The organism is Streptomyces sp. YIM 121038, assembly GCF_006088715.1.
Classification (GTDB): domain Bacteria; phylum Actinomycetota; class Actinomycetes; order Streptomycetales; family Streptomycetaceae; genus Streptomyces.
In genome coordinates this window covers 4,137,769-4,159,507 of sequence record NZ_CP030771.1, presented here as the reverse complement: position 1 = coordinate 4,159,507, position 21,739 = coordinate 4,137,769, and the positions used below count along the sequence as shown (strand labels likewise).

Below are 21,739 nucleotides of genomic sequence, written 5' to 3'. Positions count from 1 at the left end.
ATGCGTGGGGTTCGGACATCCGCAGGATACCGGGGCGTAATCGGGCCGGGGGCCTTGGGCGGGCGGGGCGCCCGGGGCGGCCCACAAGGCCAAAAGGAAGCGGGCCCTGGCCTTTAGGTCAGGACCCGAACCGAGCAATGCTCCCGGGGGAGGACTCGAACCCCCATGATCAGAACCAAAATCTGACGTCTTGCCCTTAGACGACCCGGGATGGGCGCTATGTCCGATTAGGAAGATCCCCTGCGGACGCAGCCCCTACTATGCCGCACCAGGCGCCTTCGATGCGACGGTACAACTCTGCGCTCTGCCGGACCTGGATCACCAGGCAGCCGCGGTAGGTCTCGCCCACGTTCTTGCGCACGGTCTTGGGGTTGTGCTTCTTGATGGTCGTCTTGTTGAAGGCGCAGCGGTCGGCGCCGACGAGGTTCGCCCAGTACCGCTCGGCGCCCGGCACGTCCGCCGTCTCATGGATCATGACGTAGAAGCGCACGTTTTCGCGCTCGACGTTGAGGAGGTCGAGCCAGCTCAGGAAGATCTTGACCATTCCCGGGTCGCTGTTCACGAACGTGACGCGCTCGCGCCGTTTGTAGGGCTTGCTCTTGGTTCCCTCGGCCCAATAGAGCCCGACGCCGATCAGGAACAGCTCACGGTCGGTGAGTTGCCCCACTTCGTCCATGGCGGCCTTCTTCGTGCGTTGGCGCTCCTCTTCGCGCAGCCGCAGCTTTGGCTCCCAACTGCGCTTGGCGATGGCTGAAGCCTCTTCGCGGGTTCGCTGTCGTCGCTCCGGCGTCGGCAGGTCCCGCACCCAGAGGGACACCGAGCTCTTGGAGCAGCCGAGCTCCGCCTTGATCTTGTCGTACGTCCAGCCCTGGAGGCGTAGCTCGCGGGCCTTCTCCTTGAGGTCGTCCTTGGCGTTGGGGCGCTTGGTCCACTCTGGTGCGGGCTCGCCTTCCAGGAGGCGGTTGAGGAGGTCGTTGTTGTAGACGTGGAGCCGGTCGCGGATCTGGCGGCGGCTGAGGCCCTCCCGGCGCAGGGTGATGGCTCGGGCGCGGAGGGAGGGGAAGTCGGTGATCTCGGTCATGCGGCGAGCCTCGTTCGGATTTCGGGGTTCCGGGTCGAAAATCTGGGCGGTTCAACTGTTCGAGGGTTACCTGGCGGTTCGGGCGTCGTCCGTGGCCCGCCGGGGTAGGGCCGCGGGGTGCTCGCGTGCCGGAAACTCACCGGAAAACCGGGCGTCGGCGCCCGTAGGCTGGAAGACATGACCACGACGGGGGACAGCGGAACCGCGGCCAGGACAGGGCCGTGGTGGTGGGAGCGGCGGCGCAGTGCCGTGCTCGATGTGGGGCTCGGTGTCGTGTCGGCGGCCGAGTGCGGCGCGGAGGGCGTCGAGTTCGCGCGGGACGCGGGGCTGCCGCTGGCGGTGGGGGTGGGCTTCGGGGTGCTGGCCGGGGCGACGCTGGTGTTGCGTCGTCGTTGGCCGATCGCGGTGGTGCTGATCGCGGTGGCGATCACGCCGGCGCAGATGGGCGTCCTGATGACGATCGTGGGTCTGTACACGCTGGCGGCGTCGGAGCTGCCGCGCAGGATCATCGGGGCGCTTGCGGGGATGTCGCTGGCGGGCACGTTGATCGTGACGATGGTGCGGGCGAATCAGGACATAGCGAGCGGGGATCTGACGATCGGCGAGGGGGTCATCCCGTTCATCGCGATCAGTACGTCGCTGGGGGTGACGGCGCCGCCGTTGTTGCTGGGTCTGTATGTGGGTGCGCGGCGGCGGCTGATGGAGTCGTTGCGGGAGCGTGCGGACAGTCTGGAGCGGGAGCTTCAGTTGCTGGCTGAGCGGGCGGAGGAGCGGGCGGAGTGGGCGCGTAACGAGGAGCGGACGCGGATCGCCCGGGACATGCACGACGTGGTGGCGCACCGGGTGAGTCTGATGGTGGTGCACGCGGCGGCGTTGCAGGCGGTGGCGCGGAAGGATCCGGAGAAGGCGGTGAAGAACGCGGCGCTGGTGGGGGACATGGGTCGGCAGGCGCTGACGGAGTTGCGGGAGATGTTGGGGGTGTTGCGGGCGGGGGAGGCTCCGCCGAAGCCCGCTCCGGCTCCGGTGCCGGTGCCGTTGGCGGCGGTGGGGGAGGCGGCGTCGCGGGCGGCGTCGCGGGCGGGTGGTGGGGAGGCCGCGGAGTTGGCGGAGGGGCCGTGTCTGGCGGAGCTGGACGAGTTGGTGGATCAGTCGCGGGCGGCGGGGATGGTGGTGGACATGTCCGTGGAGGGTGAGGCGCGGCTGTATGCGGCGGATGTGGAGGAGACGGCGTACCGGGTGGTGCAGGAGGCGTTGACGAACGTCTTCAAGCACGCGGCGGGTGCGAAGGCGTATGTGCGGCTCGCGCATCGGGGTGTGGAGATCGCGATGCAGGTGGAGAACGGGCCGCCGCCGGAGACGGCTCCTGCGGATGCGCGGTTGCCGAGTGGCGGCAATGGTCTGGTGGGGATGAAGGAGCGGGTGACGGCGCTCGGCGGGGTGTTCGTGTCGGGGCCGACGGACGCGGGTGGTTTCCGGGTGTCGGCGGTGCTTCCGGCGGGGGCGGCCGGGGCCTGATCTCGGCGTCTGCCGCCGTACGGGAGCGCCCCGTAGGGGCGCGGGGCTGTGTCGATGGCGGCTCCGCCGCGTGGGCGCGATCAGCCACGATGGACCCGCAGTGGCCGGACGGCGCGTGGCCGGACGGCGCAGTGGCCGGGCGGCGCAGTGGCCGGGCGGCACGGGGCGGTGAAATCCAGCGGAGCGCCTACGCTCCGGCGGTGAGGCGTACGGGCTGGGTGCCTGCGATGAGGGTGGTGAGGGCCTGGTCGATGTGCTGGCCGAGGTACCAGTCGCCGGTGTGGTCGAGGCTGTAGAGGCGGCCGCGGGCGTCGATGGCGATGAGGGCCTGGGTGTCGGTCTCTTCGCCGATGGGGCTGACTTCGGTGCCGAGGGCGCGGCCGAGGTCGCCGAGGGTGCGTGCGGTGTGGAGGCCGTACATGGGGTCGAGGTGGAGGGTGGCGGGGGCTATCTGGCGGCCGGGGCCCTGGGGGGTGATGTGGAGGCCGCCGAATTCGGCCCAGGCTTCGACGGCGGCGGGGAAGACGGCGTGCTGGTGTCCTGCGGGTGAGGTGTGGCGGCGCAGGACGTCGGCCCAGATCTCGGCCTGTTTGATGTCCCAGCGGCCGGGGCGCCAGCCGGCGGTGCGCAGGGCGGCGTCGACGGGTACGGGGAAGCGGGTGGAGTGGTCGGTGTGCATGGTGGTGGGCGCCCTCGGGTGCGGTGCGGTGCGGTGCGTTGCGGTGCGGTTGCGTCGGTGCGGCGGGGGTGTCAGCCGTCGGCCGCCGTGGGGTCCACGACGCGGACGCCGAAGTGGTCGGTGAGGGCGGTGCAGGAGCGGCAGGGGCGGGCGAAGGAGCCGTGCAGGGGGTCGCCGTCCTCGCGGATGCGGCGGGTGGTGAGTTTGGCGTGCTTGAGGGCTTTGCGGGCTTCGCCGTTGGTCATGGGTTTGCGGCGGGCGCGTTTGGAGCGGCCGGCGTCGGCGGTGGTGAGGTGCCGGGAGACGAGCAGGGCTTCGGCGCAGCGTCCGGTGAAGCGTTCGCGTTGGGCGCTGGGGAGGGCGTCGAGGAAGTCCTGGACGAGGGGGTGGAGGTCGGGTGGTTCTTCGCCGCGTTTGGGGGTGCTGGTGAGGGTGGTGCCGCGGACGGAGAGCGCGGCGGCGACGGTGGGCAGGATGCCGTCGCGGCGGTGGAGCAGGATGGGTGCGTCGGCGGGGACGCTGCTCCAGCCGACGCGGGGGTCGCCGCCGGGGGTGCCTGGGGTCCCCGGGGTGCGCGCGGTGGTGGCTGTGGTCGTGGAGTGAACGGTTCCGGCGCTTTCGGTGGATGTATCGGTGGTCCGTGACATGCTGGTTTGTGCCGTGTGCATGTGGTGTTTCCCTCCCCGTGCCCGCGGCGTCGGCCGCTGGTGCCACGCCCCCGCGTTGCGGGAACAGACTGCCAAATGGGGCGCGTGGTACGGAAGCTGGGTCGGTGCGACACGGCGGGGTTTCGTCTCTGGGTGACGGGCTCGTGGCGGGTGGTCACGGATCCGGCGGGCCGATGACCCGTGTCGTCCTTCCGCATAGGCTGTCGCCATTCGTGAACCTCGACAGTGCCGCAGGAGGGCAACCGCCATGACGACAGGTCGGCCAGGTCGGCTCGGGCAGCAGGCCGCGCCGCCGAACGCGGCCTACGCCGGGCAGGTCGTGCACTTCCCGGATCCGGTCCGTGCCGCGCGGCACCCCAGGGGCGTGCGGGTGGACGGTGAGGGCTATCCGGTCTTCTCGCCGTACGCGCGTGCGGCGGCGGAGATCGCGGAGCCGCCGGAGGGCTTCGGTGTGGACGAGCTGCGGCTCACGGACTACGTGTCGGCGAACGCGGCGCTCGCGGCGTCGGGCCATGAGCTGTGGGACACGATTCCGGCGGTGGCGACGCCGCACGGCTGGACCTGGCACCACGTGCCGGGTGGTCGCCGTCTTGAGCTGGTGCCGGTCGAGGTGAAGGCGTTGCTGCGGCATCACGGCGGCATCGCCACGTCGGCCGTGGACCACGGCAAGCGGGGGACGCGTCCGTTGCAGGAGACGCGTCCGGCGCACCTGGCGTTGCCGAAGGGGGCGCTGGCGGTCACGGAGGGCCAGGTCGCGGGGGTCGAGGAGGATCTGGGCTATCGGCTGCCGGGGGCGTATCGCTCCTTCTTGAAGGCGGCGGGCGGCTGTGCGCCGGTGGGGACGGCTCTGGACGCGGAGCTGGGTCTGCTGATCGACCAGCCGTTCTTCACGGTGCGTGACGAGGCGGCCGTGAACGACCTGGTGTACGTGAACAAGTGTCTGCGCGACCATCTGACCAAGGATTTCCTGGGGGTCGGTTTTGTGCAGGGCGGTCTGCTCGCGGTGAAGGTGAAGGGCGATCGGATCGGCTCGGTGTGGTTCTGCGCGTACGACGACGCGCGTGACGTGGATCCGTCCTGGGCGCCCGCGGAGCGGGTGCAGCGGCTGCTGTTGCCGTGCGGGGACGACTTCGACGCGTTCCTGTCCCGGCTCGCGGGCAGTCCGCCCGAGCTGGAGACCGTGGCGAACCTGATGGTGGACGGCGGCTTCGCGCGCGTCGTCCCGGTGGGGGAGTGAGCTCCGAGATGGTGACCTTCGCACAGGCGCAGGAGCGCGCCGAGGAGTGGATCAACGGTGAGGTGCCGGCGCCCGGGCACCGTGAGGTGCGGGTGCGGGAGTTCGACCTGGGCTTCGTGGTGTGGGCGGAGGACCGCGAGGGCGGTCCGCGTTCGGACGGTGGCGGTCAGCGTCTCGTCATCGCCCGGGACAGCGGTGAGGCCACGTTGTGGCCCGCGCTGCCGGTGGGTGAGGTGATCCGCCGGTACGAGGAGGAGTACGGGGTGCCGGACGCGCCGGAGCCCGCTGCCGCGCCCGCGGCGCCGGAGCGCATGGATCTGAACCAGACGTCGTTCCTGTTGAGTCCGCCGGAGTGGTTGCAGGAGGCGGCGGACAAGCTGGGGATTCCGGACCGGCGGTCGTCGTCGTCCGCTCCGGAGCCCGCGCCCGCGCCCGCGCCCGCGCCCGCGGCCGTGGCTTCGCCGGAGCCGGAGCCGGAGCCCGCGGCGACGTCGGCGGGGCCTGTTCCGGCGGCGCCGCAGGGTGGTGGCACGTCGTGGCCTGCCGCCGGTGGGTCCGCCGGGGCGTCGGTGGGTGTGTCCGGTTCCGGTGTGCCGTCGTCGGAGACGCCGTGGGCCGGTACGGACACGAACATCGGGGGGGATGACGACGACGTGGCGGTGCCGCTGCCCGCGACGGTGTTCTCGCCGCCGGTGAATCTGGACGGGGACGAGGAGGACGTGCCGCCGCCGAGCGTGTCGCCGGAGGCGAAGACCGCGCTGATGTCGGGCGGCAGTCAGCTCCCGAGGACGGCGGTCGCGCCCGCCCTGGACGACCCGGCACCCGGGGCGCCGGGCTCGGGGCCGCAGCTTCCGCCGCCGCCTGCGGGTGCCGCGGTGAGTGGGCCGCAGCTTCCGCCGCCGCCTGCGGGTGCCGCGGTGAGTGGCCCGCAGCTTCCGCCGCCGCCCGCGGGTTCGGCCGTGAGCGGCCCGGATCTGCCTCCGCCGCCCGCGGGTTCGGCCGTGAGCGGCCCGGATCTGCCGCCTCCGCCCGTCGGCTCGGCGGTGAGCGGCCCGCAGGTGCCGCCTCCGCCCGCCGGTCCGGCTGCCAGTGGTCCCCCGGTGCCGCCGCCGCCCTCTGGTCCGGGTGCCAGTGGCTCTCATGTGCCGCTTCCGACCGCGGGCGGGCCTGGTGCGCCGCTTCCGTCTGCCGGTGGGCCGGGTACGCCGCTTCCGCCGGTGGGCGGGGTTCCGGGGGGCCCTGGCACGCCGCCGCCCGCCGGGGTGGCTCCGAGTGGTCCGGGCCTGCCGCCGCCGCCCGCCGGTGCGACGCCGAGCGGCCCTGGTGTGCCGCCGCCGCCCGTCGGTGCGGCCGCGGGTGGTCCGGGTACGCCGCCCCCGCCCGGCCCTGAGGCGCCGCCCGCGGCCGAGGGCGGCGGCGCGCCGCAGCCCGGTGCGCCCGGTGGTGCCTATGTGGCGACGCAGCTCGTGTCGTCGCTCGGCCCCGAAGGTCCGCAGCCTCCCGGTGCGCCGCAGCCGCCTGCTCCCGGTGCCCCGCAGCCGCCTGCCGCTCCCGGTGTTCCGGGTGCGCCGCCCGGTGGGGTCCATCACGCGGCGACGATGCTGGCCGACCCGAGCCTGGGCGGTGGGCCGCAGCCTCCGGCTGCTCCTGGTGCCCCCGGCGCTCCTGGTGCGCCGCAGCCCCCGGGCCCGCCCGGTGTTCCGGGTGCGCCGCCCGGTGGGGTGCACCACGCGGCGACGATGCTGGCCGACCCGAGCCTCGGCGGGGCGCCCAAGCCTCCCGGTGCCCCGGGTGTTCCCGGTGCGCCGCAGCCTCCGGGCCCGCCCGGTGCTCCCGGTGCGCCGCAGCCGCCCGGCGCGCCCGGCGCCCCGGGTGCGCCCGGTGGCGGTGTCCACCACGCCGCCACCATGCTCGCGGGTCCCGCCGTCGGCGGTCCGGGTGCGCCCCCGCCGCCCGCGGCCCCGGGTGCGCCCGGCATGCCGCCGCCCGCCCCGGGCATGGTGCCGCCGGGGCCCGGTATGCCGCCGCCCGGTGCCGGGCAGCCGTACGGCTATCCGCAGCCGCCCGTGGGGCAGCCCACGGTGGGCCCCGGCTATCAGGCGGTGCTGCGGTACCGCGCCCCGGACGGGTCCGAGCAGCAGGTGATCCGGCGGTCGGCGCCGGGCACCCCGCATCCGGAGTGGCAGATCTTCCACGAGCTGCGGGGCATGAACATCCCGGCGGACCAGGTCCTGGAGCTGCACACGGAGCTGGAGTCGTGCGAGCTGCCGGGCGCGTACTGCGCGCGCATGATCCGCGAGACGTGGCCGCAGGCGCGCATCACCTCGATCGCGCCGTACGGCAGGGACCACGCGTCGCGGCAGCAGGGCATGCAGCAACTGCTCGCGCACCAGGGCGAGTTGCACCAGGTCGCGGACGGTCCGGCGCGTCCGGCGCCGGTGCGGGCGCCGCTGCCGCCGGTGGCGCCGACGCCGCCGGTGCCGCCGGAGGCCGTGGCGCAGGAGCTGGCGGGTGCGTTCGGGCCCGGGGTGTTCCGGTTCGACCAGCGGGCGGTGTCCCGGCAGGGCGTGCCGGACGTCGTGGCGCACACGCTCGTCGTGGCGGGGCTTCCGCTCGACTTCGGTCCGTTCTTCTGGGCGCAGGCCCAGCCGGGGCGGCCGGTGCCGACGCTCGCGGAGCTGGCGCAGGAGCGGGGGGTGGCGCCCGCGTCGGACGCGGGTTCGTACCTGGTGATGGGCAGCGACTTCGGCCGGGCCGTCTGTGTCCAGTACGGCACGGCGCACATCGTCGCGGTGCCGGTGGAGGCGGGTCCTGGCGGGGCTCCGGTGCCGCCGCAGTTCGTGAACACGGGGCTGCCGGAGTTCGTGCGCTGTCTGGCGCTGCTCGGCCGCATGTGGCGGCTGCGCTACGGCCTCAACCAGGAGCAGGCGGGTCGCTGGACCGTCGACTTCCAGTCGCAGCTCGCCGCGCTCGACCCGGCGGCGCTGTCGTCGCCGGAGAGCTGGTGGTCGGTGCTCCTGGAGCAGATGTGGGACGGCCTGCTGTAGTCCGTACGCGGTGTGCGACCGGGGCGCTCGACCTGTACGACGGGTCGGGCGCCCCGGCGCTGCGCCCCCGGTCGGCGGCCGAACGGCTCTTCGACGTACGGCGGAACGGCACCCCGATTCCGACTTCTGGTCCCAATTGGCGCATCCTTGACCGGGTGGCGCTGACGGAGTGTCGTGTTATGACCACTTCCGCTTGATCCATCAAGATGTGCGCCAATCGCGTTGTACGCGGGTGGCGCGGCGGAGAGAGTCAGCGCGACGGTGAGAGTCCGTGTGGGCGAAAGAGGGGAACCAGGATGAGCGGCAGCGGTGCGTCACCTCATGGCTTCGTCACCGGCCGCGGCCGCGGCTACCGTCCCGAGCAGGTGGACGCGTACGCCGACGCGCTGTCCCGGGACCGGGACGCCGCGTGGGAGCGGGCCGCCCGCCTCACCGTCCTCGCCCGGGACATGGGCGAGGAGGCGGCGCGGCTGCGCGAGGCCGTCGCGCGCCTCGCCCCGCAGACGTACGACGAACTCGGCCGGCGCGCCCAGTACCTGCTCGCGCTGAGCGAGGAGGAGGCCGCGGCCGTGCGGGACGCCGCGGCGGCGGACACCTACGAGCTCGGGCAGGCCGTCGCGGCCGCCGTCACCGAGCTGCGCGGGGCCGCGCGGGCGTACGCCGATTCGGTGCGGGGCGAGGCCGAGGAGCGGGCCAGGCAGCGGCTGCTCGCCGCGCGGGCCGCCGAGGACGAGCTGCGGGCCGCGGCGCGCCGCGACGCGAAGGAGTGGCGCGGGGAGGCGCTCGCCGCGCTGCGGGAGATGCGCCGGCGCACGAGCGGGCTCCTGGCGGAGCAGGAGAAGGAGCACGCCGAGCGCTGGGAGGCCACGGAGCGGGAGATCGCCGAGCGGGAGGCCGTCGCCGACGCCCGCGAGGCGGCCCTGGTCGCCGCGGCCGAGGCGCGTCTCACCGAGGCGCGGCGGGCCTGCGCCGAGGCGGAGGAGGCCGCCCGGCACCGCGAGGAGGACGCGGCCGCGCGCGCCGCCGAGCTGATCGCGGGGGCCCGGGTGCGGGAGGAGCGGGTCGGGCGGGAGACGGAGCGGCTGCTGCGCGAGCACGGCGAGCGCCGGGACGAGGTGCGGGCGCACATGGACCACGTCCGCAACAGCCTGGCCTCGCTGACCGGCCGGGGCTACGGCGACGTCCCCGGCCAGAGCCCGGGGGACGCCTCCTGAGGGCGGGGCCCGGCCAGGAGGTGGGCTTCGACGGCCTCGTAGCGTGCCCGCGCCGCGCGCCGGGTGGGGCGGCGGCTGAGGACCGTACCGAGCCAGCCGAGCAGGAAGCCCAGCGGGATCGAGACGACGCCCGTCGTGGTGAAGGGGAACCAGGCGAAGTCGTGCTCGGGGAACGCCGCGCCGGGTGAGCCGGACACCAGGTTCGTACCGGTCATGAGCACGATGCAGCCGACCGTGCCGCCGATGAGGGTCGACAGGAGTCCGGCCCGGGTGAAGCGCCGCCAGAACAGGGCGTAGCCGAGCGCGGGTGCGAGCGCGGACGCGCCGAGGCAGAACGACAGGGTGACCAGCGGCTGGAGGCTGCGGTCCCGGACGAGGACCGCGAGGCTGATGGCGCCCGCGCCCACGGCGAGCGCGCAGCCCCGGGCGAGCGCCAGCTCGTGGCGCGGGGAGAGGTCGGGGCGGCAGGCGGCGAAGACGTCGTGGGCGAGGGAGTTGGCGCAGGCGAGGATCATTCCGGCCACGGACGCGAGCAGCGTCAGGAAGATCGCGGTGGTGACGGTCGTGAAGAGGAGCGTCTCGGCGGTGGAGGTGTCCGCGCCGAGCACCGCGCGGGAGCCGAGCAGATAGGCCGTGTTGCCCTGCGGGTCGTGCCCGGCGATCGCCGCGCGGCCGAGCATGGCCGTGGCGCCGAAGCCGATGACGGTGATGACGAGGACGAAGAGGGCCACGCACGCCACGGCCCAGGACAGCGAGCGCCGTATCTCGGGCGCGGTGCGCGCGGTGTACATGCGCATGGTGACGTGCGGCAGGCAGGCGCCGCCGAGGACCACGGTGAGCTCCGAGCTGATCATGTCGAGGCGGGGCGCGGGGCTGTCCTCGAACTGCAGTCCCGACTCCAGGAAGGCCGGGCCGAGGCCGCTGCCGGCGCGGGCGGCGGCGAGCAGGGCGCCGGGGTCCCAGTCGTAGCGGCGCAGGATGAGGGCGGCGACGGCGACGCCGGAGCCGAGCAGGATGACGACCTTGAGGATCTGGATGAGGGCGGTGCCCTTCATGCCGCCGATCGCCGCGTAGCTGATCATGAGGGCGCCGAGCGTGATCACGCAGCCGGTCTTCAGGCCGGGGCCGGTGAAGCCGAGGATGAAGGCGAGCAGGTCGCCCGCGCCCGCGAGCTGGACCAGCATGAGGGGGAGCAGCGCGGCGAGGGTCGCGGCGCTCGCGGTGACCCGGACGAGGCGGCCGGGCTGGCGGCGGGCGAGGACGTCGCCCATGGTGAACCGTCCGGCGTTCCGCAGGGGTTCGGCGAGCAGGAACATCAGCAGCATCAGGGAGAGCGCGGTGCTCAGGGCGAGGACGACGCCGTCGTGGCCGAGGAGCGCGATGATGCCGGTGGTGCCGAGGACGGTGGCGGCGGAGATGTAGTCGCCCGCGATGGCGAGGCCGTTGCGCAGCGGGGTGAGGCGGCCGTAGCCGGTGTAGAACTCGCCGAGGTCGTCGCGGTCGGGGCCGGTCATCACGCACAGCAGCAGCGTGAGCGTGACGACGGCGGTGAAGGCGACGAGGGAGGTGCCCTGGGTGGTGTCAGGCACGGCTCGCCTCCCGTTCGAGGTGGGTGCGCAGCCGGGCGGCGAGCCGGTCCAGGCGGCGCCGGGCGGTGATCTCGTACACCACGGTGGCCAGGCACATCACGGGCAGCTGGAGGAGCCCGGCGAGGAGCCCGGTGGTGAGGCCGCCGGTGACCGGGCCGGTCATGAGGGCGGGGGCGAAGGCGGACAGGAGGAGGAAGAGCGTGAAGCAGCCGAGGGCGGTGAGGGTGGCGACGCGGCGCTGCCGCCGGTAGGCGCCGCGCAGCTGGCGCAGGTCGCCGCGGTGCCCGGGGGCGGGGCCCCGGCGCGGACACGGGGTCGCGGGCTGCGGGGCGGGGGCGGGGGGCTGCCAGGGGTAGGTGAGGTGCGACGGGGGCTGTGGGGGCGGTGAGGCGGTGGGGGTGTACGGGGTCTGTGGGCTGGTGGGGTCGTACGAGGCGGCGTACGGGTCCTGTGGGTCGGGGGCACCGTACGGAGGGTGGGGGGACGAGTCTGGGGGGAGGTGGGGCATCCCGGTCTCCTTGCGTCTCCTTGCGCGGCTTCGGTCCGGTGCGGACCGCGGACGCGGGCCGGTGGGGGGCCGCGCGTCGGGTCCGGCAGGGGACCGCGGGTGCGGTCCGGTGCGGACCGCGAGGGAGCGAGGGCCGAGAACGTTACTGGCAGGTAGTGGAGGCGCGTGGGCTTTTCCCCATACTGATCAGTCGGTATGGGGCTTCTCGGGGCGCGTACGAGTCAACTGCGCCTCCTGGGGCGCCTGTTGCGCCCCGGCTTCGGCGGCGGGCTCCGCGCCCGCCTCGTCGGCTTCCGGCGCCTCGGCGTTCGCCCCCTCGACGTTCGTCCCCTCGGCGTCCGGCTCCTGGATGACGGGGAACCGCCGGGGCGCGAGCAGCAGCAGGACGAGCAGGCACAGCACCGCCGCGCAGGCCGCGCCCACGTACACGGCGTCCACGGCCGCGTCGACGGCCCGGCGCAGCCGCTCCGGGTCGGCGACGGAGCCCGGGTCGTCGAGGGACTTCGCGACCGCGTCGAGCGAGCCCGCGCCGCCGAGCCTGGAGCTGAGGACGCCGTTGGCGATCGCCCCGAAGACGGCCGCGCCCATGGTCTGGCCGATCTGGCGGCAGAAGAGGACGGACGCGGTGGTCGTGCCGCGCTCCGCCCAGCCGACGGTCGACTGGACGCCGACGATCAGGGGGAGCTGGAAGAGCCCGAGCGCGGCGCCGAGCAGCAGCATCAGGAGCGCGGGCTGCCAGGCCGCGCCGGGGTAGGGGAGCAGCGGGAAGGCGAACAGGACGCAGGCGGCGGCGCTGATCCCGGTCATCGCGCTGTTGCGGAAGCCGATGCGCCGGTAGACGTGCTGGCTCAGGGCGGCCGACACGGGCCAGCTCAGGGTCATGATGGACAGGACGAAACCGGCGGCCGTCGGGGCGAGTTGGAGCACCGACTGCGCGTAGGTGGGCAGGAACACGGTGGGCGCGACCATCAGCAGGCCGAGCGAGCCGAGCGCCAGGTTCACGGCGGCGATGGGGCGGCGCCGCCACACCCAGCCCGGAATGATCGGGTCCGCGGCGCGTCGCTCGATGACCACGACCGCGCCGACGCACGCGAGTCCCGCCGCGAACAGCGCGAGCGAGGGCGGCGACAGCCAGTCCCAGGCGACGCCGCCCTGGACGAGCGCGGTGAGCAGCGCCCCGCCCGCGGCGAACACGGCGAGCGCCCCGGGCCAGTCGACGCGGTGCCGCTCGCCCGGCGGGCGTACCGGCTCGTGCAGGTGGCGGACGATCAGCCAGAGCGCGAACGCGCCGACGGGCAGGTTGATCAGGAAGATCCAGCGCCAGTCCGCGCAGGCGGTGAGCAGGCCGCCGACCGCGGGGCCCGCGACGGCGGACACGGCCCACACGGTCGAGAGCCTGGCCTGGATGCGGGGGCGCTCCTTGAGCGGGTACAGATCGGCGGCGACGGTCTGCACGGTGCCCTGGAGGGCGCCGCCGCCCAGGCCCTGGAGGACGCGGAAGGCGATCAGGGAGCCCATGTCCCAGGCGAGCGCGCACAGCACCGAGCCGGCGAGGAACAGGGCGCAGCCCACGATCAGGACGGGCTTGCGGCCGAAGGTGTCGGACAGCTTCCCGTAGACGGGCAGCGTGACCGTCGCGGCGAGCAGATAGCCGGAGAACAGCCAGGAGAAGACGGAGAAGCCGCCGAGGGAGCCGACGATCTGCGGTACGGCCGTGGAGACGATGGTGGCGTCCAGGGCGGCGAGCGCCATGACGAGCATGAGCGCGGCGACGACGGCGCCGCGCCGGTCCGAGCGCCGCGCCCGCGCTGTCGCCATGGCCAAAGTCCTTTCCCCCTGCACCGGTTGCCCCGGTCACCTTCTCACTGTTGGCGCGCTCCAGGGAGGGGGTGGAGAGCTTCTCCCCTGGTAGGGCGGTTGCTTGGTCAACAAGGGGGTGGAGCGACCCTGAGAAGCGCTCCACCGCCGGGTGGAGAACCCCTAGGGGGACCTCCGTACTAGGGACAGGGGGACGTTGGTACCGACGGAGGACGAGAAGGCGCGGGCCCGTCCTTAGATTTGCTTTACGCCGCAGGGCACGGGGGCGAAGCCGCCGGGCACGGCACGGGGCGAAGGCGCCGGGCACGGGCCGGGCCGCCGGGAGCGGCACGCGGCACGGGGCGTGGGGCCGGTAACGGGGGTCCGGCTCCGCGCCCTGCGACGAACCACAGCGCGGGGGGTGGGGTTTTCCCCAGGAAAAGACTGCGCTGGGCACCAGGGCGCCGGAGTACCCCGGCGATCCACACTGATCCACGTGGGCGCGCCGACACGCGTTCACCTCGTCACCGACATAGGAGACTTACCGTGACAACGGCTGTATCCACTCCCAGGCACGGGGGAACTGGCGGGCGTACGGCCGTCGCGGCGCGGGCACGCCAGGTCGTCAAGGCGTACGGCTCCGGAGAGACCCGGGTCGTCGCCCTCGACCACATCGACGTGGACATCGCCCGCGGCCAGTTCACCGCGATCATGGGCCCCTCGGGGTCCGGCAAGTCCACGCTGATGCACTGCCTCGCGGGCCTCGACACGGTCAGCAGCGGGCAGATCTACCTCGACGAGACCGAGATCACCGGCCTGAAGGACAAGAAGCTCACCCAGCTGCGCCGCGACCGCGTCGGCTTCATCTTCCAGGCGTTCAACCTCCTGCCGACGCTGAACGCCCTGGAGAACATCACGCTGCCGATGGACATAGCCGGCCGCAAGCCCGACAAGGGCTGGCTCGACCAGGTCGTCCAGACCGTCGGTCTCGCCGGGCGCCTCAAGCACCGGCCCACCGAGCTCTCCGGCGGTCAGCAGCAGCGCGTCGCCGTGGCCCGTGCCCTGGCCTCCCGGCCCGAGATCATCTTCGGTGACGAGCCGACCGGAAACCTCGACTCCCGCGCGGGCGCCGAAGTCCTCGGCTTCCTGCGCACGTCGGTGACGCAGCTCGGCCAGACCATCGTCATGGTCACCCACGACCCGGTCGCCGCGTCGTACGCGGACCGCGTGCTGTATCTGGCCGACGGCCGCATCGTCGACGAGATGTACAGCCCCACCGCCGAGCAGGTCCTGGACCGCATGAAGCACTTCGACGCCCGGGGGCGCACGTCATGACCGTCCTGAAGACCTCGATGCGCAACTTCTTCGCGCACAAGGGACGCATGGCGCTCTCCGCGGTCGCCGTGGTCCTCTCGGTGGCCTTCGTGTGCGGCACCCTGGTGTTCTCCGACACGATGTCCACCACCTTCGACAAGCTCTTCGCGGCCACGTCCTCCGACGTCACCCTCACCCCGAAGGACGCGCCGGACGCGGGCGACGAGGGCCCGCGCACCGGCAAGCCCGAGACCCTGCCCGCCGCCACGGTCGCCCAGGTGAAGAAGGCCGACGGCGTGAAGTCCGCCGAGGGCGCGATCAGCAGCGACAGCGTCACCGTCGTCAACTCCAAGAACAAGGACATCGGCCCCTCCAGCGGCGCCCCCACCCTCGCGGGCAACTGGACGAAGAACGACCTGCGGTCCATGGAGATCACCTCCGGCCACTCCCCGCGCGGCCCCACCGAGGTGATGCTGGACGCCGACACCGCCGACAAGAAGAACCTCAAGATCGGTGACGAGCTGCGCACCATCGCCGCCACCGGCAGCTTCACCGCGAAGATCTCCGGCATCGCCACCTTCAAGGTGACCAACCCCGGCGCCACCGTGGTCTACTTCGACACCGCCACCGCCCAGCGCGAACTGCTCGGTGCCACCGGCCGGTTCACCCACGTCAACGTCACCGCAGCGAGCGGTGTGAGCGACAGCCTGCTCAAGGCGAACGTGGCGAAGACCCTCGGCGCCGACGCCGCCGCGTACAAGATCAAGACGCAGAAGGAGAGCGCCGACGCCAACCGCAAGTCCGTCGGCGGCTTCCTGGACGTCATGAAGTACGCGATGCTCGGCTTCGCCGGGATCGCCTTCCTCGTCGGCATCTTCCTGATCATCAACACCTTCTCCATGCTGGTCGCCCAGCGCACCCGCGAGATCGGCCTGATGCGGGCCATCGGCTCCAGCCGCAAGCAGGTCAACCGCTCGGTGCTCGTCGAGGCCCTGCTGCTCGGCGTCGTCGGCTCCGTCCTCGGCATCGGCGCGGGCATCGGCCTCGCGGTCGGCCTGATGAAGCTGATGTCGGGCATCGGCATGGAGCTGTCCACCGAGGACCTCACCATCTCGGTGACGACCCCGGTGGTGGGCCTGCTCCTCGGCATCATCGTCACCGTCCTCGCCGCGTACCTCCCGGCCCGCCGCGCGGGCAAGGTCTCCCCGATGGCCGCCCTGCGCGACGCGGGCACCCCGGCCGACGGCAGGTCCGGATCCGTCCGCGCCGTCCTCGGCCTGGTCCTCACCGGCGCCGGAGTCTTCGGCCTCTACGCCGCGGCGGCGGCCGACAAGGCGAAGGAGGGCTCCCTCTTCCTCGGCCTCGGCGTCGTCCTCACCCTCATCGGCTTCGTCGTCATCGGCCCGGTCCTCGCGTCCTTCGTGGTCCGTGCGATCAGCGCGGTCCTGCTGCGGATGTTCGGCCCCGTCGGCCGCATGGCCGAGCGCAACGCCCTGCGCAACCCCCGCCGCACCGGCGCCACCGGCGCCGCCCTGATGATCGGCCTGGCCCTGGTGGCCTGCCTGTCGGTGGTCGGCACGTCGATGGTCGCCTCCGCCACGGACGAGCTGGACAAGTCGGTCGGCGCGGACTTCATCATCCAGGGCAGGCAGCCGGTCAGCCACCAGGTGGAGCAGCGCCTCAAGGACACCCCGTACGTCGCCCACACCACCCGCTACAAGGAGGTCAAGGCCGACATCACCACCCCCGACGGCAAGACCGACAAGGGCGTCGACCTCAGCGCGAACGACCGCACCTATGTGCAGGACCTGCGCCGCGAGACCACCGCGGGCGACATGTCCGCCGCCTACGGGGCGAACGCCATGTCGGTGGGCGAGGGCTTCGCCAAGGACCACCACCTGAAGGTGGGCGACAAGCTCAAGGTCGCGTTCGACGACGGCCGGACCGGAGAGCTGAAGCTCGCGGCGATCACCGAGGAGGAGGGCACCCTCGACCGGGGCGCGATGTATCTGAACATCACCACCGTCGAGCGGTACGTCGCCCCCGACCGGATGCCGCTGAGCGGCACCGTCTTCGCCAAGGCGGTCGACGGCAAGCAGGACGAGGCCTACGCGGCGCTCAAGAAGACCCTCTCGACGGACCCCCAGCTCAAGGTCCAGGACCAGACCGACTTCAAGCAGACCTTGAAGGACCAGGTCGGCCAGCTCCTGAACATCGTCTACGGCCTCCTCGGCCTCGCGATCATCGTGGCCATCCTGGGCGTGGTGAACACCCTGGCCCTCTCCGTGGTGGAGCGCACCCGCGAGATCGGCCTGATGCGGGCCATCGGCCTCTCCCGCCGTCAGCTGCGCCGCATGATCCGCATGGAGTCGGTGGTCATCGCCCTCTTCGGCGCCCTCCTCGGCCTCGGCCTGGGCATGGGCTGGGGCGCGACCGCCCAGAAGCTCCTCGCCCTGGAGGGCCTGAAGGTCCTGGAGATCCCCTGGCCGACGATCATCGCGGTCTTCGTGGGCTCCGCCTTCGTGGGCCTCTTCGCCGCCCTGGTCCCGGCGTTCCGGGCGGGCCGGATGAACGTACTGAACGCGATCGCGACGGAGTAGCGCCACCCGCGAGCGACACCCACGGTGCCCCGGCCCGCACGGCCGGGGCACTGTGGTGTGCGCCACGGTAAGCGCTCTTCTCCGATTTTCCCTTTGCGGGCGCCGGGTGATGGGCTAATTTACTCCCGGCCGAGCACGCCACCCGGAACTGTCCGGGCGGCGGGGCATCGGCGTAAACGGGGAACAACGGGGACAACGGGGAATGGAGAAAAGTGAATAAAGCGTGTATCTCTCTTGGAGGTGCCCTGCTGGCCGGTGCGGTCGTCGCCACCTCGGCGCTGCCCGCCGTCGCGCACACGGAACCGAAGGCTCCGGCCTCGGTCTCGGACGCCGCGAAGGCGGACGCCTCGGCCACCGCGCTGCCCATGGTCGGCGCGGCCTACCGGCTGCAGAAGCTCAAGGCCCTGACGAGCAAGGGCGACGCCTCGCGTGACGAGTGGTTCAAGTACCTGGGTCTCTACCGGCAGGGTTCGAACTACTTCCGGTTCAATTGGGACACCGACTACTGCTCGGGCCCCGCGACCGAGAAGCAGCCCGGTGGATACGATTTCACCTTCTCCTGCTACCGGCATGATTTCGGCTACCGGAACTACAAGAAGTACGCCGGTGAGTACAATTTCAAGAAGTATCACCGCAAGCGTATTGACGACGTCTTTCTTCAGGATATGCAGAAGCAGTGCGGCAGGAAGTTCTGGGCCGACCCGCTCACGCCCGCCCTGCGCAAGAAGATGAAGGACGCGTGCAACAAGACGGCGAAGACGTACTACAACGCCGTCCGCACCGCCGGGCACCTCTAGAACACCGCCCGAGCACCACGCCCCGGGGCTCGCCGGGGCGTGGGCTCCGGCCGGGCGTCGTACGCTGGAGGCCCCCCGGCCCGTGCGACGTGTCGGGTGGTTCGCGTTGCCCACGCCCCCCGGACGGGATGCCCCTTCATGACCCTGCACGGACTGCTGGACGCCGTCGTCAAGGACGCGGCCCTCACCGAAGCGGTGAAGGCGGCCGCAGACGGCAACCGGCACCACATCGACCTCGTCGGCCCCCCGGCCGCCCGGCCCTTCGCCGTGGCCGCCCTCGCGCGCGAGACACGGCGGACCGTGCTCGCCGTGACGGCGACCGGCCGCGAGGCCGAGGACCTGGCCGCGGCGCTGCGCACGATCCTGCCGCCGGAAGGCGTGGCCGAGTACCCCTCGTGGGAGACGCTGCCGCACGAGCGGCTGAGCCCGCGCAGCGACACCGTGGGCCGCCGCCTGGCCGTCCTGCGCCGCCTCGCGCACCCGAGCACCGACGGCGCCGACCCCGAGACGGGCCCCGTGAGCGTGATCGTGGCGCCCGTGCGCTCCGTGCTCCAGCCCCAGGTCAAGGGGTTGGGCGACCTGGAGCCCGTGGCCCTGCGCACCGGGCGTTCGGCCGACCTCAACGACGTGGTCGACGCGCTCGGCGCCGCCGCGTACTCCCGTGTGGAGCTGGTGGAGAAGCGCGGCGAGTTCGCCGTGCGCGGCGGCATCCTCGACGTCTTCCCGCCCACCGAGGAGCACCCCCTGCGGGTGGAGTTCTGGGGCGACGACGTGGAGGAGATCCGCTACTTCAAGGTCGCCGACCAGCGGTCCCTGGAGGTGGCCGAGCACGGCCTGTGGGCGCCGCCGTGCCGGGAGCTGCTGCTCACCGACGACGTGCGCGCCCGCGCCCGGGAGCTCGCCGAGGCCCATCCCGAGCTGGGCGAACTGCTCGGCAAGATCGCCGAGGGCATCGCCGTCGAGGGCATGGAGTCCCTCGCCCCGGTGCTCGTGGACGACATGGAGCTGCTGCTCGACGTGCTGCCCGAGGGCGCGATGGCCGTCGTGTGCGACCCGGAGCGGGTGCGGACACGGGCCGCCGACCTGGTGGCGACGAGCCAGGAGTTCCTCCAGGCCAGCTGGGCGGCCACGGCCGGCGGCGGCGAGGCCCCCATCGACGTGGGCGCGGCCTCGCTGTGGGGCATCGCGGACGTCCGCGACCGGGCCAGGGAGCTCGGCATGATGTGGTGGTCGGTGAGCCCGTTCGCGGCCGACCTCGACGCGGACGACGACACGCTCACGCTCGGCATGCACGCCCCGGAGACCTACCGCGGGGACACGGCGAAGGCGCTGGCCGACACCAAGGGCTGGCTGGCCGACGGCTGGCGGACGGTGTACGTCACGGAGGGCCACGGCCCGGCCGCCCGCACCGTGGAGGTGCTCGGCGGCGAGGGCATCGCGGCCCGCCTGGACGCGGACCTCGCCGAGCTCACCCCGTCCGTGGTGCACGTGGCCTGCGGCTCCATCGACTACGGCTTCGTCGACCCGCGGCTGCGGCTCGCCGTCCTGACGGAGACCGACCTCACCGGCCAGAAGGCCGCGGGCAAGGACGGGCAGCGCATGCCCGCCCGCCGCCGCAAGACCATCGACCCGCTCACCCTGGAGCCGGGCGACTACATCGTCCACGAGCAGCACGGCGTGGGCCGCTACATCGAGATGGTGCAGCGCACCGTGCAGGGCGCGACCCGCGAGTACCTGGTCGTGGAGTACGCCCCGGCCAAGCGCGGCCAGCCCGGCGACCGCCTGTACATCCCGACGGACCAGCTGGAGCAGATCACCAAGTACGTGGGCGGCGAGGCCCCCACGCTGCACCGGCTCGGCGGCGCCGACTGGACCAAGACCAAGGCCCGCGCGAAGAAGGCGGTCAAGGAGATCGCCGCGGACCTGATCAAGCTGTACTCGGCGCGGATGGCGGCCCCCGGTCACACCTTCGGCCCCGACACGCCCTGGCAGCGCGAGCTGGAGGACGCGTTCCCGTACGCGGAGACGCCCGACCAGCTCACGACGATCGCCGAGGTCAAGGAGGACATGGAGAAGTCGGTCCCGATGGACCGGCTGATCTGCGGCGACGTCGGCTACGGCAAGACGGAGATCGCGGTGCGCGCCGCGTTCAAGGCCGTCCAGGACGGCAAGCAGGTCGCGGTCCTCGTGCCCACGACGCTGCTCGTGCAGCAGCACTTCGGCACGTTCACCGAGCGCTACGGCCAGTTCCCCGTCAAGGTACGGGCGCTCAGCCGCTTCCAGACCGACACCGAGTCGAAGGCGACCCTGGAGGGGCTGCGCGACGGCTCGGTCGACATCGTCATCGGCACGCACCGGCTCTTCTCCTCCGAGACGAAGTTCAAGGACCTGGGCCTGGTCATCGTCGACGAGGAGCAGCGCTTCGGCGTCGAGCACAAGGAGCAGCTGAAGAAGCTGCGCGCCAACGTGGACGTGCTGACGATGTCGGCCACGCCCATCCCCCGTACGCTGGAGATGGCCGTCACCGGCATCCGCGAGATGTCGACGATCACGACGCCGCCCGAGGAGCGCCACCCGGTGCTCACCTTCGTGGGGCCGTACGAGGAGAAGCAGATCGGCGCGGCCGTCCGCCGTGAACTGCTGCGCGAGGGCCAGGTCTTCTACATCCACAACCGGGTGGAGTCCATCGACCGGGCCGCCGCCCGGCTGCGCGAGATCGTGCCGGAGGCGCGGATCGCCACCGCCCACGGCCAGATGTCCGAGCAGGCCCTGGAGCAGGTCGTGGTGGACTTCTGGGAGAAGAAATTCGACGTACTCGTGTCCACGACGATCGTCGAGTCCGGCATCGACATCTCCAACGCCAACACCCTGATCGTGGAGCGCGGCGACAACTTCGGCCTGAGCCAGCTGCACCAGCTGCGCGGCCGCGTCGGCCGCGGCCGCGAGCGCGGCTACGCGTACTTCCTGTACCCGCCGGAGAAGCCGCTCACGGAGACCGCGCACGAGCGGCTCGCGACGATCGCCCAGCACACGGAGATGGGCGCGGGCATGTACGTGGCGATGAAGGACCTGGAGATCCGCGGCGCGGGCAATCTGCTCGGCGGCGAGCAGTCCGGGCACATCGCGGGCGTCGGCTTCGACCTGTACGTGCGCATGGTGGGCGAGGCCGTCGCGGACTACCGCAAGTCCCTGGAGGGCGGTGGCGCCGAGGAGGAGCCGCCCCTTGAGGTGAAGATCGAGCTGCCGGTCGACGCGCACGTCCCGCACGACTACGCGCCCGGCGAGCGGCTGCGCCTGCAGGCCTACCGCGCGATCGCCTCCGCCAACTCCGAGGAGGACGTCAAGGCCGTCCGCGAGGAGCTCACCGACCGCTACGGCAAGCTGCCGGAGCCGGTCGAGAACCTGCTGCTCGTGGCGGGCCTGCGGATGCTGGCCCGCGCCTGCGGAGTGGGCGAGATCGTGCTCCAGGGCACGAACATCCGCTTCGCTCCGGTGGAGCTGAGGGAGTCCCAGGAGCTGCGCCTGAAGCGGCTCTACCCCGGCTCGGTCATCAAGGGGGCCGCGCACCAGGTGCTCGTGCCCCGGCCGAAGACCGCGAAGGTCGGCGGCAAGCCGCTGGTCGGGCGGGAACTGCTCGGCTGGGTGGGGGAGTTCCTGGCCTCGGTCCTCGGGTCGTAGCCGGGCGGCGCGCAC

General features: G+C 72.7%; 14 protein-coding genes and 1 tRNA gene. 8 read left to right on the top strand and 7 right to left on the bottom strand.

The window, feature by feature from the left end:
* Window positions 1–140: 140 nt before the first annotated feature.
* Both C9F11_RS17325 and C9F11_RS17320 read right to left on the bottom strand, forming a co-directional pair.
* A tRNA-Gln gene (locus C9F11_RS17325) sits at window positions 141–211 on the bottom strand.
* Between the two features lie 6 nt (window positions 212–217).
* Window positions 218–1,081 (bottom strand): hypothetical protein, encoded by an 864-nt coding sequence (locus C9F11_RS17320; RefSeq protein WP_138960147.1) that lies wholly within the window; start codon window positions 1,079–1,081, stop codon window positions 218–220.
* Between the two features lie 177 nt (window positions 1,082–1,258).
* Between C9F11_RS17320 and C9F11_RS17315 the strand changes: the two genes are divergently transcribed.
* Complete coding sequence (locus tag C9F11_RS17315) at window positions 1,259–2,596, top strand: histidine kinase (RefSeq protein ID WP_138960146.1); 1,338 nt, start codon at window positions 1,259–1,261, stop codon at window positions 2,594–2,596.
* Between the two features lie 187 nt (window positions 2,597–2,783).
* Here the strand turns inward: C9F11_RS17315 and C9F11_RS17310 are convergent, their stop codons facing one another.
* Window positions 2,784–3,275 (bottom strand): SUKH-3 domain-containing protein, encoded by a 492-nt coding sequence (locus C9F11_RS17310; protein ID WP_138960145.1) that lies wholly within the window; start codon window positions 3,273–3,275, stop codon window positions 2,784–2,786.
* A 71-nt stretch (window positions 3,276–3,346) separates the two neighbouring features.
* Window positions 3,347–3,943: a YwqJ-related putative deaminase gene (locus C9F11_RS17305; protein WP_249401766.1), complete on the bottom strand. Its 597-nt coding sequence runs from the start codon at window positions 3,941–3,943 to the stop codon at window positions 3,347–3,349.
* A gap of 247 nt (window positions 3,944–4,190) precedes the next feature.
* Between C9F11_RS17305 and C9F11_RS17300 the strand changes: the two genes are divergently transcribed.
* The 3 genes from C9F11_RS17300 to C9F11_RS17290 all read left to right on the top strand — a co-directional run bounded on the left by C9F11_RS17300 (window position 4,191) and on the right by C9F11_RS17290 (window position 9,441).
* Window positions 4,191–5,180 carry an SMI1/KNR4 family protein gene (locus C9F11_RS17300; protein WP_138960144.1) on the top strand — a complete coding sequence of 330 codons (990 nt, stop codon included), beginning with the start codon at window positions 4,191–4,193 and terminating at the stop codon, window positions 5,178–5,180.
* An 8-nt stretch (window positions 5,181–5,188) separates the two neighbouring features.
* Window positions 5,189–8,227: an SUKH-4 family immunity protein gene (locus tag C9F11_RS17295; RefSeq protein ID WP_138960143.1), complete on the top strand. Its 3,039-nt coding sequence runs from the start codon at window positions 5,189–5,191 to the stop codon at window positions 8,225–8,227.
* Between the two features lie 296 nt (window positions 8,228–8,523).
* Window positions 8,524–9,441 carry a cellulose-binding protein gene (locus tag C9F11_RS17290; RefSeq protein ID WP_138960142.1) on the top strand — a complete coding sequence of 306 codons (918 nt, stop codon included), beginning with the start codon at window positions 8,524–8,526 and terminating at the stop codon, window positions 9,439–9,441.
* Here C9F11_RS17290 and C9F11_RS17285 read toward each other — a convergent pair.
* From C9F11_RS17285 to C9F11_RS17275, 3 genes are all read right to left on the bottom strand, one after another.
* Window positions 9,399–11,030 carry a cation acetate symporter gene (locus C9F11_RS17285; RefSeq protein WP_249401765.1) on the bottom strand — a complete coding sequence of 544 codons (1,632 nt, stop codon included), beginning with the start codon at window positions 11,028–11,030 and terminating at the stop codon, window positions 9,399–9,401. The genes C9F11_RS17290 and C9F11_RS17285 overlap by 43 nt on opposite strands.
* Entirely contained in the window at window positions 11,023–11,538 is a 516-nt protein-coding gene (locus C9F11_RS17280; protein WP_138960141.1) for a DUF485 domain-containing protein, read from the bottom strand. Before C9F11_RS17280 ends, C9F11_RS17285 begins: the two co-directional genes overlap by 8 nt.
* Before the next feature lie 186 nt (window positions 11,539–11,724).
* Window positions 11,725–13,356, bottom strand: coding sequence for an MFS transporter (locus C9F11_RS17275; RefSeq protein ID WP_138960140.1), 1,632 nt, complete (start codon window positions 13,354–13,356; stop codon window positions 11,725–11,727).
* Between the two features lie 525 nt (window positions 13,357–13,881).
* Between C9F11_RS17275 and C9F11_RS17270 the strand changes: the two genes are divergently transcribed.
* The 4 genes from C9F11_RS17270 (at window position 13,882) to mfd (ending at window position 21,724) form a co-directional block, all read left to right on the top strand.
* Window positions 13,882–14,670, top strand: coding sequence for an ABC transporter ATP-binding protein (locus tag C9F11_RS17270; protein ID WP_138960139.1), 789 nt, complete (start codon window positions 13,882–13,884; stop codon window positions 14,668–14,670).
* A complete protein-coding gene (locus tag C9F11_RS17265; RefSeq protein WP_138960138.1) occupies window positions 14,667–17,249 on the top strand; it encodes an FtsX-like permease family protein in 2,583 nt (860 codons plus the stop codon). Before C9F11_RS17270 ends, C9F11_RS17265 begins: the two co-directional genes overlap by 4 nt.
* Window positions 17,250–17,461: 212 nt before the next feature.
* On the top strand, window positions 17,462–18,046 hold the full coding sequence (locus C9F11_RS17260) for a phospholipase A2 (protein WP_138960137.1): 585 nt from the start codon (window positions 17,462–17,464) through the stop codon (window positions 18,044–18,046).
* A gap of 138 nt (window positions 18,047–18,184) precedes the next feature.
* Window positions 18,185–21,724, top strand: a complete 3,540-nt coding sequence (gene mfd / locus C9F11_RS17255) for a transcription-repair coupling factor (protein ID WP_138960136.1) — start codon at window positions 18,185–18,187, stop codon at window positions 21,722–21,724.
* The last annotated feature ends 15 nt before the right edge of the window (window positions 21,725–21,739 follow it).

Bases quoted from the DNA above. Each gene is read 5' to 3' on its own strand.
- C9F11_RS17290 (WP_138960142.1), top strand. From the start codon at position 8,524: ATGAGCGGCAGCGGTGCGTCACCTCATGGCTTCGTCACCGGCCGCGGC.
- C9F11_RS17295 (WP_138960143.1), top strand. From the start codon at position 5,189: ATGGTGACCTTCGCACAGGCGCAGGAGCGCGCCGAGGAGTGGATCAAC.
- C9F11_RS17275 (WP_138960140.1), bottom strand. From the start codon at position 13,356: ATGGCGACAGCGCGGGCGCGGCGCTCGGACCGGCGCGGCGCCGTCGTC.
- mfd (WP_138960136.1), top strand. From the start codon at position 18,185: ATGACCCTGCACGGACTGCTGGACGCCGTCGTCAAGGACGCGGCCCTC.
- C9F11_RS17315 (WP_138960146.1), top strand. From the start codon at position 1,259: ATGACCACGACGGGGGACAGCGGAACCGCGGCCAGGACAGGGCCGTGG.
- C9F11_RS17320 (WP_138960147.1), bottom strand. From the start codon at position 1,081: ATGACCGAGATCACCGACTTCCCCTCCCTCCGCGCCCGAGCCATCACC.
- C9F11_RS17310 (WP_138960145.1), bottom strand. From the start codon at position 3,275: ATGCACACCGACCACTCCACCCGCTTCCCCGTACCCGTCGACGCCGCC.
- C9F11_RS17305 (WP_249401766.1), bottom strand. From the start codon at position 3,943: ATGCACACGGCACAAACCAGCATGTCACGGACCACCGATACATCCACC.
- C9F11_RS17265 (WP_138960138.1), top strand. From the start codon at position 14,667: ATGACCGTCCTGAAGACCTCGATGCGCAACTTCTTCGCGCACAAGGGA.
- C9F11_RS17280 (WP_138960141.1), bottom strand. From the start codon at position 11,538: ATGCCCCACCTCCCCCCAGACTCGTCCCCCCACCCTCCGTACGGTGCC.
- C9F11_RS17300 (WP_138960144.1), top strand. From the start codon at position 4,191: ATGACGACAGGTCGGCCAGGTCGGCTCGGGCAGCAGGCCGCGCCGCCG.